At 72.4% G+C, this 14,421-nt stretch carries 13 protein-coding genes; 5 read left to right on the forward strand and 8 right to left on the reverse strand.

All coding sequences use genetic code 11. The annotated features are described in order from the left end of the window. Window positions 1-105: 105 nt before the first annotated feature. Window positions 106-1,521: a PLP-dependent aminotransferase family protein gene (locus tag ACFYVL_RS42530; protein ID WP_389255144.1), complete on the reverse strand. Its 1,416-nt coding sequence runs from the start codon at window positions 1,519-1,521 to the stop codon at window positions 106-108. A 409-nt stretch (window positions 1,522-1,930) separates the two neighbouring features. Between ACFYVL_RS42530 and ACFYVL_RS42535 the strand changes: the two genes are divergently transcribed. Then, on the forward strand, window positions 1,931-3,073 hold the full coding sequence (locus ACFYVL_RS42535; protein ID WP_389255146.1) for an EamA family transporter: 1,143 nt from the start codon (window positions 1,931-1,933) through the stop codon (window positions 3,071-3,073). Between the two features lie 116 nt (window positions 3,074-3,189). Here the strand turns inward: ACFYVL_RS42535 and ACFYVL_RS42540 are convergent, their stop codons facing one another. Further along, window positions 3,190-4,020, reverse strand: coding sequence for an alpha/beta fold hydrolase (locus ACFYVL_RS42540; protein WP_389255148.1), 831 nt, complete (start codon window positions 4,018-4,020; stop codon window positions 3,190-3,192). Window positions 4,021-4,188: 168 nt separating this feature from the next. Between ACFYVL_RS42540 and ACFYVL_RS42545 the strand changes: the two genes are divergently transcribed. Together ACFYVL_RS42545 and ACFYVL_RS42550 are read left to right on the forward strand one after the other, a co-directional pair. After that, window positions 4,189-5,082, forward strand: coding sequence for an RNA polymerase sigma-70 factor (locus tag ACFYVL_RS42545; protein WP_389255150.1), 894 nt, complete (start codon window positions 4,189-4,191; stop codon window positions 5,080-5,082). Between the two features lie 302 nt (window positions 5,083-5,384). Beyond that, entirely contained in the window at window positions 5,385-6,149 is a 765-nt protein-coding gene (locus tag ACFYVL_RS42550) for a GntR family transcriptional regulator (protein WP_389255152.1), read from the forward strand. Between the two features lie 232 nt (window positions 6,150-6,381). On the opposite strand, the gene ACFYVL_RS42555 is transcribed toward ACFYVL_RS42550, so the two are convergent. The 3 genes from ACFYVL_RS42555 to ACFYVL_RS42565 all read right to left on the reverse strand — a co-directional run bounded on the left by ACFYVL_RS42555 (window position 6,382) and on the right by ACFYVL_RS42565 (window position 9,517). Further along, window positions 6,382-7,548 (reverse strand): ROK family protein, encoded by a 1,167-nt coding sequence (locus ACFYVL_RS42555; RefSeq protein WP_389255154.1) that lies wholly within the window; start codon window positions 7,546-7,548, stop codon window positions 6,382-6,384. A 102-nt stretch (window positions 7,549-7,650) separates the two neighbouring features. After that, complete coding sequence (locus ACFYVL_RS42560; protein WP_389255156.1) at window positions 7,651-8,301, reverse strand: response regulator; 651 nt, start codon at window positions 8,299-8,301, stop codon at window positions 7,651-7,653. A gap of 46 nt (window positions 8,302-8,347) precedes the next feature. Further along, the gene (locus ACFYVL_RS42565; protein ID WP_389255158.1) at window positions 8,348-9,517 is read right to left on the reverse strand and encodes a sensor histidine kinase; all 1,170 of its coding nucleotides are present in this window, start codon (window positions 9,515-9,517) and stop codon (window positions 8,348-8,350) included. A 107-nt stretch (window positions 9,518-9,624) separates the two neighbouring features. Here ACFYVL_RS42565 and ACFYVL_RS42570 point away from each other — a divergent pair, with 107 nt between their 5' ends. Together ACFYVL_RS42570 and ACFYVL_RS42575 are read left to right on the forward strand one after the other, a co-directional pair. Continuing rightward, window positions 9,625-10,599, forward strand: a complete 975-nt coding sequence (locus tag ACFYVL_RS42570; RefSeq protein ID WP_389255160.1) for an ATP-binding cassette domain-containing protein — start codon at window positions 9,625-9,627, stop codon at window positions 10,597-10,599. Window positions 10,600-10,602: 3 nt separating this feature from the next. Beyond that, the gene (locus tag ACFYVL_RS42575; protein ID WP_389255162.1) at window positions 10,603-11,334 is read left to right on the forward strand and encodes an ABC transporter permease subunit; all 732 of its coding nucleotides are present in this window, start codon (window positions 10,603-10,605) and stop codon (window positions 11,332-11,334) included. 38 nt (window positions 11,335-11,372) lie between these two features. Here the strand turns inward: ACFYVL_RS42575 and mug are convergent, their stop codons facing one another. From mug to ACFYVL_RS42590, 3 genes are all read right to left on the reverse strand, one after another. Continuing rightward, window positions 11,373-11,915: a G/U mismatch-specific DNA glycosylase gene (gene mug / locus ACFYVL_RS42580; protein ID WP_389255164.1), complete on the reverse strand. Its 543-nt coding sequence runs from the start codon at window positions 11,913-11,915 to the stop codon at window positions 11,373-11,375. A gap of 34 nt (window positions 11,916-11,949) precedes the next feature. Further along, on the reverse strand, window positions 11,950-13,383 hold the full coding sequence (gene purB, locus ACFYVL_RS42585) for an adenylosuccinate lyase (protein ID WP_389255166.1): 1,434 nt from the start codon (window positions 13,381-13,383) through the stop codon (window positions 11,950-11,952). An 84-nt stretch (window positions 13,384-13,467) separates the two neighbouring features. Continuing rightward, entirely contained in the window at window positions 13,468-14,247 is a 780-nt protein-coding gene (locus ACFYVL_RS42590) for an SGNH/GDSL hydrolase family protein (RefSeq protein WP_389255168.1), read from the reverse strand. Window positions 14,248-14,421 lie beyond the last annotated feature (174 nt).

Consider the following 14,421-nt stretch of genomic DNA (forward strand, 5'->3'; position numbering starts at 1 on the left):
CTGCTCTTATGTGCCAGGTTGGCATTTACTTTCCAAAGTGGCAAGTACTCGAAGGGGTGAACGCGTCGCCGTCGCGTCGGGTCCGTCGCCGTCGAGTCGGGTCCGTCACCGCCGCGCCGGGTCAGTCGCCTCCGCCAGCAGTTCCACCCCGTACCCGATGTCCGCCACCGACAGATGCGCGTACCCCAGCACCAGCCGCACCGCCCCCGACCCGTCGGCGCGGTCCGTTCCCGTCCCGTAGGAGGCCAGCGCCCGCACCGCCACCCCCGCCCCGGCCGCCCGAGCCAGGAACTCCGCCTCCGGCCCGTACCGACCCGGCAGCGTCGCGATGGCGTGCAGACCGGCCGCGATCCCGCTGACCTCCGCCCCCGGGAAGTGCTCGGCGAGGGCCGCCACCAGCGCGTCCCGCCGCTCCCGGTAGGCGCGCTGGCAGCGGCGCAGCTGTCGGTCGTACGCCCCGCTGACCACGAAGTCCGCGAGCAGTGCCTGATCGAGCACCGGATTGCCCAGGTCAAGGGTGTGCTTGCGCTCCACCACCGGCTCCACCAGCCACTTCGGTACCAGCAGCCAGCCCAGTCGCAGCCCCGGCGAGAGGGACTTGCTGACCGAGCCCGTGTACGCGACCCGCTCCGGGTCCAGCCCCTGGAGTGCCCCGACCGGCGCCCTGTCGTAACGGAAGTCCCCGTCGTAGTCGTCCTCGACGATCAGTCCGTCCACCGACCTCGCCCAGCCCAGGAGCTCGGCGCGCCGCCCTGCCGAGCAGCCGATCCCGGAGGGGAACTGGTGCGCCGGAGTGGTGATCAGCGCGCGTGTCCCGCTCGCGTACAGCGGCTCGGTCCGCGGCCCCTCGGCGTCCAGCGGCAGCGGTACCGAAGCCAGCCCGGCCGCCGAGATCAGCTTCCCGTGCTCCGGGCTGCCGGGGTCCTCGACGCCCACGTCCACGTGCCCGTGCTCCCGCAGCGCGAAGCCCAGGAGCGTCGTCGCCTGCGCCACGCCGGAGCACACCACCAGCCGCTCCGGATCGGCCACCACCCCGCGCCGCCGCGTCAGCAACCCGGCCAGCGCACTGCGCAGTTCGGGCAGTCCGCGCGGATCCGGATAGCCAAGCGCGTGGTGCGGGAGCCGTGCGAGCACGCCCCGGTGCGCCGCCGACCAGGCGGCACGCGGGAACAGCGACAGATCGGGGCTTCCCGGCACGAAGTCCGCCCGTACCCGTGGATCGCGCGGTGCCAGGTTGCGCACCCCGCGCACGGCGGGTCGCGTCGCGCCGCCCACCCAGGTGCCGGCGCCCCGGCCGCTGCGCAGATAGCCCTCGGCGGTCAGCTGCTCGTACGCCTCGGTGACGAGACCGCGCGAAACCCCCAGGTCGGCGGCGAGCGCACGGCTCGAAGGCAACCGTGTGCCGGCCGGCAGCCGACCCGTCCGCACCGCCTCCCGCAACGCCGACCGCAGACTCCGGCCGCGCTGCCTGGCGGGCGCGGCGGCAGCCGGAAGCAGCAATTCCCATGCGGCAGACCACACTTCCGAGGGCGGGCCTGGAGCAGGTGCGGGGCCGGACCGCGCCTCCGATGCCGTGGCCTGCACTGGATCCGGCACGCCTTTGCCAGGTGGCACGGAGTCTGCGGGCGGGCGGGTCGCGGCGGGCCGCGCGCTGCTTGCGGACGGTTGCGTCCCGGACGGTGGCGTGGCCGCCGTGGACGGGCCGGTTCCTGACGACGGCGCGGTCGTTGTGGACGGACCGGTTCCGGGCGGTGGTGTGGCCGCTGCGGACGGGCCGGTTCCGGCGGACCGGGTGGTCTCCGTGGGCGGATTGGTCTTGGCGGGCCGCGTGGTCCCCGGGTTCGGGCTGGTCCCGGCGAGCGGATTGGTCCCCGATGGCGTCATGAAAGTGGACCTTAAACCGGACCGATCCGCTCCCTAGCGTCGAGCCATGACCCGAACATCCCACGAGAGCAGCGTCGTTCACGGTTCGCTCCTCGCCGCCCTCGCCTGCGTCCTCGTCGGCGGCTCCTTCACCGCCAACAGCGTCCTCGGCGCCTACCCGTACGCAGGCGGCCAGGCCCTGCGTTACGGGCTCGCCGCCCTCGTTCTACTGCCGCTCGTCGCCCGGGGCGCGGCGGCGAGGCTACGCACCCTGACCCGGCGCCTGTGGCTGAGGCTCGCACTCCTCGCCGCCGTCGGCATGGCCGGATTCAACTTCGCGGTGCTCGCCGCGGAACGCACCGCGGAGCCTGCCGTTCCGGGCGTACTGGTCGGCTGTGCGCCCGTCGTGGTCGCCGTCCTGGTGCCCCTCCTCGACGGGCGCAGGCCCACCAGGGCCGTGCTGTACGGGGCCCTGCTCGTGGCCGTCGGCGCCTTCGCCGTACAGGGCTGGGGGCGTACGGACGCAGCCGGAATCGCCTGGTCCGTCGCGGCCCTGGGCGGTGAGGTGGGCTTCGCCGTCATCGCCGTACCCCTGCTGCGTCCCCTCGGCCCGAAGCTGCTGTCCGCCGCCTCCTGCGCGCTCGCCGCCGTCGAGTCGGCGGCCGTCGGCCTGCTGCACGACGGTACGCACTGGCTGCGGATGCCCACCGCGGGGGAGGGCGCGGCGCTGCTGTGGCAGGCGGTGGTCGTCACCGTCGTCGGCTTCGTCTGCTGGTACCAGGGGGTGCAGCGGATCGGCGCCGAGCGCGCCACTCTCTTCTCCGGGCTGATCCCCGTCTCGGCGGCGCTGACCGCGCCGCTGGTCGGCACCGGAACCTACGGAGCCGGGCAGGCCGCCGGCAGCGCCCTGGTCGGGCTCGGGGTGGCCGTCGGATCGGGAGTGCTCGCACGGGGAGTCTTCGGGCGGGGCGTCCTCGGCCGACGGACGCTCGCGCACGACCGGTCCGGGCGCAGCCCGCATACCCCGGCCGGGGCCCGCCCACATACCCCGGGAAGGCCGGGCCCGCAGACCCCGGACCAGCCGAAGGGGCTCCGCCCACGGACCATTGCCCAGCCCGCCGAGCGGATCCCAGGGACCTCTGAGCAGCCTGCCGAGCAGCCCCCAGGGGCCTCTGAGCAGCTGGCCGAGCCCCGCCCACGGAACCCTTGAGCAGCCCCGCCGAGCCCGACCCGCAGACCCCCGATCAGCCCGTCCAGCCCCGCCCGCTGCCCCAGGAGCACATCACTGAGCGGCGCCCGGCCAGTACCGGATCGGGGGTTTCCGGTTCAGCGGCTGGTGTCCAGGACGACGCGGGCCACCAGAGCCGGATCGTCGTTCATGGGCACGTGTCCGCACCCCGGCAGCCGCACCAGCCGGGCCCCCGGAATGATGTTCTTCGCCCTGACCCCCTGCCTGCGCACGAGCAGCCGGTCGCGGGTGCCCCAGGCGACCGTCACCGGGATACCGGGGATGTCGTCCTGGAACTGGACGGTGAGCCCGGCGTGCAGCGTCGGCTCGAACCCGACCCCGTCCCGCAGCGCGAGGGTCTCCGCGACGACGGCCTCCGGTGAACGCCGGGCCGGCTTCGCGTAGATGGTGCTCGTCAGCGTGAACCGTCCGGCCGCGCTCCGGGACAACCGCTCCACCACGGGCAACGGCATCGACCTCGCCGCCATCCGCATGCCGCGCAGGGTGGTGAACGCGTACCTCCGCTCGGCCTGCGTCCAGAAACCGGCGGGCGACAGGGCCGTCACCGACCGCGCCAGCTTCTCGCGGCCCATGCCCAGCGCGAGCAGACCGCCCAGCGAGTTCCCCACGACGTGCGGCCGGCCGATGTCCAGCGCCTCGCACAGGGCGCCGAGCACCGGAACCACCGAGTCCAGGTCGTAGGGAACCCCCTCGGGCAGACCCGGCGAGGCACCGAACCCGGGCAGGTCGATCGCGATGACGTCACGCTCGGCGGACAGTGCGGACAGCACCGGCTCCCACGCCTGCCAGTGGTGGCCGATGCCGTGCAGCAGGAGCAGCGGCTCGCCCCGGCCCACCCGCTCGTACACGACGGACGCGGTGCGCGGCCCGCCGGGGGACTGGACGGTGAACTCGATGCTGGCGGTCATGGAGGTGCTCCCTGGGTCCCTGGATTCCGGCCTCGTACACTGCCCTTAGACAGCGTGTCAGTAACAACTACCCTCCGGTAGCGTCGAGTTCAAGGGCTCGGCGCCGGGTGGCGGCAGCGCGCCGGGAAGTGGGTGGACAAGGCGCGGCCGGTGGGCTGGGATGGGCCGGTGAATGCTGACACCCTGGCCCGCGCGACCGCCGCCTTCGAAGAACACCGCTCCGTGCTGACCGGTGTCGCCTACCGCATGCTCGGCCGGGTGGCCGACGCGGAGGACGTCGTCCAGGACGCCTGGCTGCGCTGGTCGGCCGAGGACCGCAGCGACGTCCTCGGCCCGCGTGCCTTTCTCGTACGGATCACCACCCGGCTCGCCATCGACCGGCTGCGGCACGTGCAGTCGCGCAAGGAGGCGTACGTCGGACCGTGGCTGCCTGAGCCGCTGGAGACGGACTTCGGGGCGAGTGTCCCGGACACCGCCGAGCAGGCCGTCCTCGCCGAATCGGTCTCGCTCGCCGTCCTGGTCGTACTGGAATCGCTCTCTCCGCTGGAGCGCGCCGTGTTCGTCCTGCGCGAGGCCTTCGGCTTCCCGTACGGCGAGATCGCCACGGCGCTCGACAGGTCCGAGGCGGCGGTGCGGCAAATGGCGGGCCGGGCGCGCAAGCACGTCGAGGAGCGCAAGCCTCGCTTCGACGTGGACCCGGTCGAGCAGCGCGAGATGACGGAACGGTTCCTCGCCGCCGCCGGAGGCGGGGACCTCGGCGGCCTGCTCTCGATGCTGGCGCCCGAGGCGCGGCTGGTCGGCGACAGCGGTGGCAAGGCGCAGGCCCCGCTGCGGGTCCTGGAGAGCGCGGACAAGGTGGCGCGGTTCCTGGTGGCCGTGGCGGCGAAGACGATTCCCGGCATGGAGATCCGGTTCACCGAGCTCAACGGTGGTCCGGCGATGCTGGTGCTGGCGGAGGGGCGCGCGGACACGGTCTTCCAGCTGGACATCGCGGACGGACTCATCCAGTGCGTCTACATCATGCGCAACCCCGACAAGATCTCCGGGCTCGCCCCTCAGTAGCTCGGGCCCGTCCCGGGAAGCCTCGGGCCCCGTCCTGGGAAGAGAGGCACCGGGCTCGTCCTGGTCCACCGCCGCCCCGCGTCCGCACCCCGGACGCGGGGCGGTTTGCGTGTTCATGAACGCTCCATGACGTACGCGCGTTTCGCTCCGAACGTTCCCTAACCTCCAGAACGGAGCACTGATTGGTCTTGACCAACCAGATGTGCCGCCCTATGGTCGCAGAGTTAGTGAAGGAACCTTTAATAAACAAGGGCGCGGAACACGGAAAGCCGCAAGGGACGCGGCGAATGCGGAGGATCAGGGTGGGGACCACGCAGCTCGAAACGGTGCCGGAGCCTAAGTACTGGCACCTCAAGACCGTGCTCAGTGAGGCGCTCGACTCCGACTTCTCCGTCGGCGAGATCCTCCCGAACGAGCGTGAACTGGCCGCCCGTTTCGGCGTCGCGCGTGCCACCCTGCGCCAGGCCCTCGAACAACTGGAGCTGGAAGGCCGCCTCCAGCGCCGCCGCGGCGTGGGCACCACGGTCGCCCCGCCCCGCATGGGCGTGGACGTCGGCACCTCGCAGCACACCTGGCCGGGTACCCCCGGCGACTCCTGGAAGCCCGCCGACTGCACGACGGCGCTCGCCCCGGCCGCGGTGAGCCGGATGCTCGGCACCGGCCTCCAGGAGCCCCTGCACACCGTGCGGCGCATCCGCGTCAGCCACGGCCAGCCGGTCGCCGCCGAGCTGCTGTACGTACCGGCCGCCTCGGTGCCCGAACTCCCCGCCATAGAGGCCCCGTCAGGCCCGGCACGGGCCCGCAGCGTGCTGCGCGAACTCCAGCGCCTCGGCCTGGAGAGCCAGGACCGGGCCGTCGAACTGGGCTCGGCCCGCGCGGACGACGCCAAGGAACTCGACCGGCTGCCCGGCGCCCCCGTCCTGGTCGTCACCACCCGCTACTTCGCCGCAGGCCGCACCGCCGCCGTCTCCATCGCCACGTACCGTGCGGACACCTGCCGTCTGACCTTCGGCGACTCGGGCGACCTGGAGATCAGCCACCACGGCCCGACCGCCCAGGCCTCGTAACCCCCGCACGCCCCGAAACGGACCACGGCGCGCCGCCCGGCGGATTCCCGGGCGGCGCGCCGTGCTCCGTGGGGCCCGGAACCACGTAGAGCGGGGCAAGCACGCGGAGGCCTCAGCAGCGTCCCGGCGTCGCGCCCGCGGTCAGCGGCTTCGGGGACGGTGCGGCCTCGGTCAGCGGCTTCGCGGGCTGCGCGGTCTCGGTCAGCGGCGCGCCGGGTGGCACGGCCCCCGGTCAGCGGCGCGCTGTCACCGTCGTCTCCACCGCGAACAACTGCTCCTCAACGTGGTCCAGGGCCAGCCGCAGCGCCCCCGTCGCCACCGACGCCTCACCGAGCAGCGACAGCGCCACCCGGGGCGGGCGCAGACAGTACCGCTCCAGCTCACCACGCAGCGGATCCAGTACGCCGTCGAGCCCGGCCGCCCAGCCGCCGATCACCACCAGCTCCGGATCGAGGGCCAGCGCCAGCGCCGCCACATCGTGCACCAGCCGCTGAATGAACCGGTCCACCGCCGCCTGCGCCTGTACGTCGCCCTGCTTGGCCTGCGCGAACACCGCGGCCACCGCATGCTCGTCCAACGGGTGCAGCGGCTCGTCCGTGGTCGACAGCAGTTTCTCCGGCCGGGCCTCGCGCCCCAGCAGATGCAGGGCGCCGATCTCGCCCGCCGCACCGCCGAACCCCCGGTGCAGCCGTCCGCCGATCAGCGAACCCGCGCCCGGGCTCAGCCCCGCCAGCACGAAGACGAGGTCGTCGGTGTCGGTGCCGACCCCCTTCCAGTGCTCGGCGACGGCGGCGGTGTTGGCGTCGTTCTCCACCAGCACCGGGCAGCGGAACGACCTGCGCAGCCGCTCCCCGAGCGGCAGCCCCGTCCAGCCGGGCAGCGCCGTACCGAGCCGTACCGTGCCGTCCGCCTCGACGATCCCGGGACTGCCGACCCCCACGGCCCGCAGCGAACTGCGGGCGACCCCGGTCCTGCGCAGCACGTCGGCGACGACCTGACGCACCCGCTCCAGCCGGTCGTCCGCGTCCGCGCTCTCGGAGACCTCGCGCGACCCGGCCCCGACGATCCGCCCGTCCAGCCCGGACAGCAGCGCCGAAATCCGGTGCGGGCCGATCTCGATGCCCAGCAGATGACCCGCCTCGGCACGGAAGCGGAACCTCCTGGCAGGACGCCCCTGGCGCTTCGCGCCACCCTCCTCGGCCGCGGTCTCGACGACCAGCCCGGTCTCGATGAGTCCCTCGACCACACCCTCGACGGTCGGCCGGGACAGCCCGGTGATCCGGGTCAGATCGGTCAGTGTGGGGGAGTCCTGCGAATCCGCGCCGCGCAGTGCGTGCAGAACCACCGCGGAGTTGATCCGCCGCAACAGAGAGGGATCCCCGCCGGTCAGCCGCCCCAACGTGTCCTCCCAGGTCGCAGACGTGTCTGCCGGATCGTACTCGTTGAGGACATGCCACGGCGAGCCGCGGGCCCGCCGGCGGAGCGTTCTGGGGCTGTTGTGCTACTTCGGCGACACGAACCCCGATTCGTATGCGGCGATCACCGCCTGGGTCCGGTCCCGCGCGCCCAGCTTGGCAAGCACTCCACTGACATGGGTCTTCACCGTCTCGGAACCCACCACCAGACGGGCCGCGATCTCCGCGTTGGACAGCCCCTGCGCCATCAACCGGAGCACGTTCGCCTCCCGGTCGGTCAGCGCGGCCCGCTTCATCTCCTGCCGGGCCTTGCGGCTGCCGTACTCGGCGGCCAGCGACCTCACGGCCGCCGGGAACAGCAGTGACTCGCCCTCGGCTACCAGCCGGACCGCATTCACCACCTCCACTGGGCGGGCCCGCTTGAGGAGGAATCCGCTGGCCCCGGCACGCAGCGCCTCGTAGACGTACTCGTCGTTCTCGAAGGTGGTGATCACCAGGATCTTCGGCGGCTCGGGCACCGTGCGCAGCAGCGTGCGGGTCGCCTCTATGCCGTCCATCAACGGCATGCGCACATCCATCGCGACCACGTCCGGCCGCAACTCGCGTACGAGCGGGATCACGGCGGCCCCATCGGCGGCCTCGCCGGAGACCTCGATCCCGGGCTGGGCCTCCAGCACCGCGCGCAGGCCCGCACGGACCAGCGGTTCGTCGTCGACCAGGAGAACGCTAATGGGCATCGGACCACCTTAGACGGGCTCGGGTACTGGCACTTCCCTGTGGGGTTCAACCGAAGGCATCCACCGGCAGACGCGCGTGCACCCGCCACTCGCCGTTCCGCGGGCCGGTGGTGGCCAGCCCGCCGAGCAGGGCCGCACGCTCCCGTATGCCGTGCAGACCGCTGCCCCGCGCCGGGCCGTCGGCCAGCTCGTGGAAGGGATTGGCGACATCGAGTTCCAGATGGCCTTCGACCACCGCGATACGGACCCGGACCGGTACCGGCCCGGCATGCCGCAACACATTGGTGAGCGCCTCCTGGAGGATCCGGTACCCCTCTCGGGACACCGGCCCCGGCAGAGTGGCCAGTGCCCCCGACAGCCGGACGTCCACCTCGGACCCCGATGCCCGCGCCGAATCCAACAGCCGGTCCGCCTCGGCGAGAGTGGGGCGGCCACCCACCGGAACGTCCGACTCCCGCAGCACGCCCAGCACCCGCTCCAGATCCTCCAGCGCCTCCCGGCCGGTGTCCTCGATTGCGGCCAGCGCGCGGTCGGTGAATTCCGGGTCGCCCGCCGCCCGCGCCGCTCCCGCCTGCACCACTGCTACCGTCAGCGCGTGCCCGATGGAATCGTGCAGCTCCCGGGCGATCCTGTTGCGTTCGAGCAACTGCTCCGTTCGCTCCTCCAGAGCGGTCAGCCGCGAGGCCGCAGAAGCCCCCAGCAGCTGCCGGGCGATCACTGTTATCACCCCGCCGAACCCCACCACCGCGCATACGGCGGCAAGCAGCGGGAGCGGAACCAGCAGGGCGTACCACCAGTGCCGCCCCGGCAGCGGCAGGAACTGCCCGGACAGCGGGCTGTCGCCGAACGCGGCCAGCGCGAGTTCGATGCTGAGCATGGGTCCCCACACGGTGGCTCCGATCACCACCGCACCCAGCACCAGCCGTATCTCCAGCCAGAGCACGGTCCGCCAGCGGTCGCCCCAGGTGGCCGACGCCACCGCCTCGATCGACGAGGAGCGGCCCCGCTCGTCGGGGGTCAGCAGCAGCTGTGCCTGTACGCCCTCCACGAGCCGCACCGCCGGGAGCAGCCCCAGCGGAACCAGCAGCAGCGCGGGCACCCAGGGCCGCTCGGGCATGACGTACATCCACACCGCGACGGCGAGCATCGGCGTCAGCAGATGCAGCCAGCGCGAGTAGGTGACCTTGCGGGTCATCGGCCGGAAGATGCGGATCATGCGTTCATCGTGGCAGGGAGGAGCGGCCACGGGCTCCCCCGCACGGGGGAAACAGGACCCGCTGGTGGGGGAGGCGCCGGGCAGGCTCCGACGGCGAGCCTGAGGACATGGAAAGCATCGAAGTTCGCGAACTCACCAAGGACTTCGGCGGCCGCAGGGCCGTCGACCGCCTCACCTTCCGGGTCCGGCCGGGACGTGTCACGGGATTCCTCGGGCCCAACGGGGCCGGCAAGTCCACCACCATGCGACTCGTGCTCGGCCTCGACCGGTCCTCCTCGGGGACCGCGACTATCGGCGGCCGGCCGTACGTGTCCTTCGCCAACCCCCTGCACCGGGTCGGTGCGTTCCTCGACCCCCAGGGCGCACACGGCTCCCGCACGGGCCGGGACCATCTGCGGATCCTGGCCGTCGCCAACCGCATACCGGCCCGCCGGATCGACGAAGTCCTGGCAGGGTCGGGCCTCGTCGAGGCGGCCGGCCGACGGATCAAGACCTACTCCCTCGGTATGCGGCAACGCCTCGGCATCGCCGCCGCGCTGCTCGGCGACCCCGGAGTCGTCATGCTGGACGAACCGTCGAACGGCCTGGACCCCGAAGGGATCATCTGGGTCAGAGAGCTGCTGAAACGCCTCGCGCGAGAAGGCCGCACGGTTCTCGTCTCCAGCCACCTGATGAACGAGACGTCCTCCTTCGCCGACCACTTGGTCGTCCTGGGGAAGGGCCGACTGCTGGCCGACATGCCCGTCCAGGAGTTCCTGGACGCCCGCGGCACACCACAGGTCCGACTGCGGACCACCGAACCCGACCGGCTCGCGTCGCTGCTCGCCCGGGAAGGACTCACCACCTCCCGGGCCGAGGACGGCAGCTGGACCGTCCAAGGCGCCACCGCCGCACAGATCGGCGCGACCACCGCGGCCCACGGCATTCCCCTGCTCGAACTCGCCGACGAAAAGACCACGTTGGAGGCGGCGTACCTCGATCTCACGCAGGACTCCGCCGAGTTCACGACAAACACCTCCGCCTCCGGCACCTCGACCACCCGCACCGCTGGAGCGAGCGCGACACCCGAACAGAAGGCCTGAACCATGCCCTTTGCCGCCGTGCTCCGTTCCGAATGGATCAAGATCGCATCGGTCCGCTCCCTGTACGGAGCGCTGACCGCCGTCCTCCTGGCCACCGTCGGCATCACCCTGCTCGCCTTCGCCACCATGGACCCGGCCGACCACTCGGCCGCCGACCCCCTCCTCGACGCCTTCTACGCGCTCAACTTCGGGCACATCGCAGCCCTCAGCTTCGGCGCCACCGCTCTCTCCAGCGAATTCCGCCACGGCGCACTGCGCATATCACTGACCGTGGTGCCGGACAGAGGACATCTCTACATGGCCAAAACGGTCGTTGTCGGAGCACTGGTCCTGGGCGTCGGGCTCGTCACGGCCTTCACCGTCTTCCTGACGGGGCAGGCGATGCTGGGCGAGAGGGCGCTGGACCTCACAGCCCCCGGAGCCGTACGCGCCTGCGTCGGCGCGGGCATTTACCTCGCGCTCATGGCCCTGATGGCCGCCGGCCTCGCCACCGTGCTGCGCAGTGCCGTCGGAGCACTCGGCATCCTCGTCCCGCTCATCCTGCTCCTGTCCTTCGTCTTCGGGGACGTGGCCGCAGGTGTCGCCCAATTCCTCCCGGACCGCGCCGGACAGCAGGTGCTGCGCCAGCACCCGGTGGGAGACCTGGGGCCCTGGACCGGGCTCGGGGTGACCGCGCTCTGGGCACTGGCCCTTCTGCTGGCCGGCTGGTGGACGATCCGCCGCCGCGACGCCTGACCCCGGGCGTCCCGCACGACGACGAAACCACCCACCCTCTAGGAGGTGCTCACCGTGGCAAGCCGAAGCCGTCCGTACTCCTCGGCCATCGTCTCCAGCGTCCAGTGCGCGTTGAGTCCGCTGGGGTTGGGCAACGCCCAGATCCGGGTGTCGCCGATCGTCCGCTCCTGGGGGCCGATCCGGGCCTTCCGCTCGTCGAAGGCCGTCCGGTACGCGGTCACGCCGACCACCGCCAGCCACTGCGGACGCAGCCGCTCCACCTTGGTGGTCAGCAGCCGACCGCCCTCCCGGTACTCCTCGGCGCTCAGTTCGTCGGCGCGGGCACTGGCACGGGCCACCACATTGGTGATGCCCAGGCCGTACGACAGCAGCTCCTCCTGCTCGTCGGGCCGCAACTGCCGCGGTGTGAATCCCGAGCGGTGCAGGACCGGCCAGAACCGGTTGCCGGGGCGGGCGAAGTGGTGGCCGGTGGCCGCGGACATCAGCCCGGGGTTGATGCCGCAGAACAGCACACGCAGACCGCCCGCGACCACGTCGGGAAGGACGCGGTCGCGGGCGGACAGGAGTTCTTCGGGGGTCATCCCGAAACCGTACAGCCGCGGCTCGTGGAGCCGGTCAGAGGATCGAGCCCGGGGCGTAGCCCGCGGCCTCGGGGTGCTGCTTGGCGATCTCCTCGATGCGGGCGACGACCGTGGCGACCTGCTGGCCCGCCGCGCCGGTGAACGACAGCTTGTCCGCCATCAGTTCGTCCAGCTGCGCACGGTCCAGCGGCATCCGCTCGTCCGCCGCCAGCTTGTCGAGCAGCTCGTTGCGCTCGGCGCCCTGCTCGCGCATGGCCAGCGCGGACGCCACCGCGTGCTCCTTGATCACCTCGTGCGCGGCCTCCCGGCCGACACCCGCCCGTACTGCCGCCATCAGGACCTTCGTCGTCGCGAGGAACGGGAGGTAGCGGTCCAGCTCACGGGCCACCACCGCCGGGAACGCGCCGAACTCGTCGAGCACGGTCAGGAAGGTCTCAAGGAGTCCGTCGAACGCGAAGAACGCGTCCGGCAGCGCCACCCGGCGGACCACGGAGCAGGACACGTCGCCCTCGTTCCACTGGTCGCCCGCCAGCTCGCCCGTCATCGAGGCGTAGCCGCGCAGGATGACCATCAGGCCGTTCACGCGCTCGCAGGAGCGGGTGTTCATCTTGTGCGGCATCGCCGAGGAGCCGACCTGGCCGGGCTTGAAGCCCTCCGTGACCAGCTCGTGGCCGGCCATCAGCCGGATCGTCTTCGCGAGCGAGGAGGGGGCACCGGCGAGCTGTACCAGCGCGGTCACCACCTCGTAGTCCAGCGAGCGGGGGTAGACCTGGCCGACCGAGGTGAACGCGTGCGCGAAGCCCAGGTGGCCCGCGATGCGCCGTTCCAGGTCCGCCAGCTTCTCCGCGTCGCCGCCCAGCAGGTCCAGCATGTCCTGCGCGGTGCCGACCGGGCCCTTGATGCCGCGCAGCGGGTAGCGGCCGAGCAGTTCCTCAAGGCGGCCGTAGGCCACCAGGAGCTCGTCGGCGGCGGTCGCGAAGCGCTTGCCGAGAGTGGTGGCCTGGGCCGCCACGTTGTGCGAGCGGCCCGCCACGACCAGCTCGGCGTACTCGCCGGACAGCTTGCCCAGGCGCGCCAGGACCGCCACCGTGCGGTCGCGCATCAGTTCCAGGGAGAGGCGGATCTGGAGCTGTTCGACGTTCTCGGTGAGGTCGCGGGAGGTCATGCCCTTGTGGACCTGCTCGTGCCCGGCGAGGGCGTTGAACTCCTCGATCCGCGCCTTCACGTCGTGGCGGGTGACCTTCTCGCGCTCGGCGATGGAGGCCAGGTCGACCTGGTCGAGGACACGCTCGTAGTCGGCGAGCGCGGCGTCCGGCACCTCGATGCCGAGGTCCTTCTGCGCACGCAGCACGGCCAGCCACAGCTGGCGCTCAAGCTTGACCTTCTGCTCGGGGGACCACAGGACGGCAAGCTCCGCGGAGGCGTAGCGGCCGGCCAGGACATTGGGGATGCGGGGCTTGGCAGTCACGTAAACAGATTCTACTGGCGGTTTGTGCAGGCCAGAGCCGCGGCCCGGTTCGTACGTTGCTACGAGGGGCGGCGCGGGGCGGGCTCAGTCGCGCGGGGTCTCGTACGGCAGCAGTTCGGGGCGCTTCGCCGGGCGGCCGTCGCCGGAGGAGCGGCCGGTCACCCGCCGTCCGATCCACGGCACCAGATGTTCGCGGGCGAACCGCAGGTCGCCGGTGCGGCGAGCGGTCCAACCCACCGGGGCCGCGGGCGGCAGCGGGGCGAGCCAGTCGTCCTCCGCGTCCAGGCCCAGCGCCTGCCAGACCGCCTCGGCGACCCGGCGGTGCCCCTCGGCCGTGAGGTGGAGGCGGTCCACGTCCCACATCCGCTGGTCGCCGAGTACGGCGGCCCCGTACAGGTCGACGACCACCGCGTCGTGCCGGGCGGCCAGCTCCTCGACGAGGGCGAACAGCTCCTCCACCCGCGGGCGGAACCGTTCGAAGACCGGACCGTTGCGTCCCGGGCTGCGCATCAGCACCAGCTGCTTGCAGGAGGGCGCGAGCACCTCGACGGCCTCGGTCAGCCGGGCGCGCACCCGGCCCATGTCGACCTTGGGGCGCAGGGTGTCGTTCAGCCCGCCCACCAGGGTCACCACGTCCGCCCGCATGGCGGCCGCCTGAGCCACCTGCTCGTCGACGATCTGACCGATGAGCTTGCCGCGCACGGCGAGGTTCGCGTACCGGAATCCCGGCGTACGGGCCGCCAGACGGGCGGCGAGCAGGTCGGCCCAGCCCCGGTAGGAACCGTCGGGCAGGGCGTCGGACATTCCCTCGGTGAAGGAGTCGCCGACCGCGACAAGGCTGGTGTAGGTGGCATTCATCTCCATGGCAGGGCGATCGTACCCGGCGGCACCCTCCGGAACGAGAGCGGCCGGGGGGGCGCCCGGGGGGGGGGGGGGCCCCCCCCCCCGGCGCCCCCGGCCCCCCCGCGGGGGGGGGGGCCCCCCCCCGCCCCCGGGGGGGGCCCCCCCGGGCCCGACCCCCACCCCCCCCCGGGGCGC

The sequence above is a fragment of the Streptomyces sp. NPDC004111 genome (assembly GCF_042874215.1).
Lineage (GTDB): Bacteria > Actinomycetota > Actinomycetes > Streptomycetales > Streptomycetaceae > Streptomyces.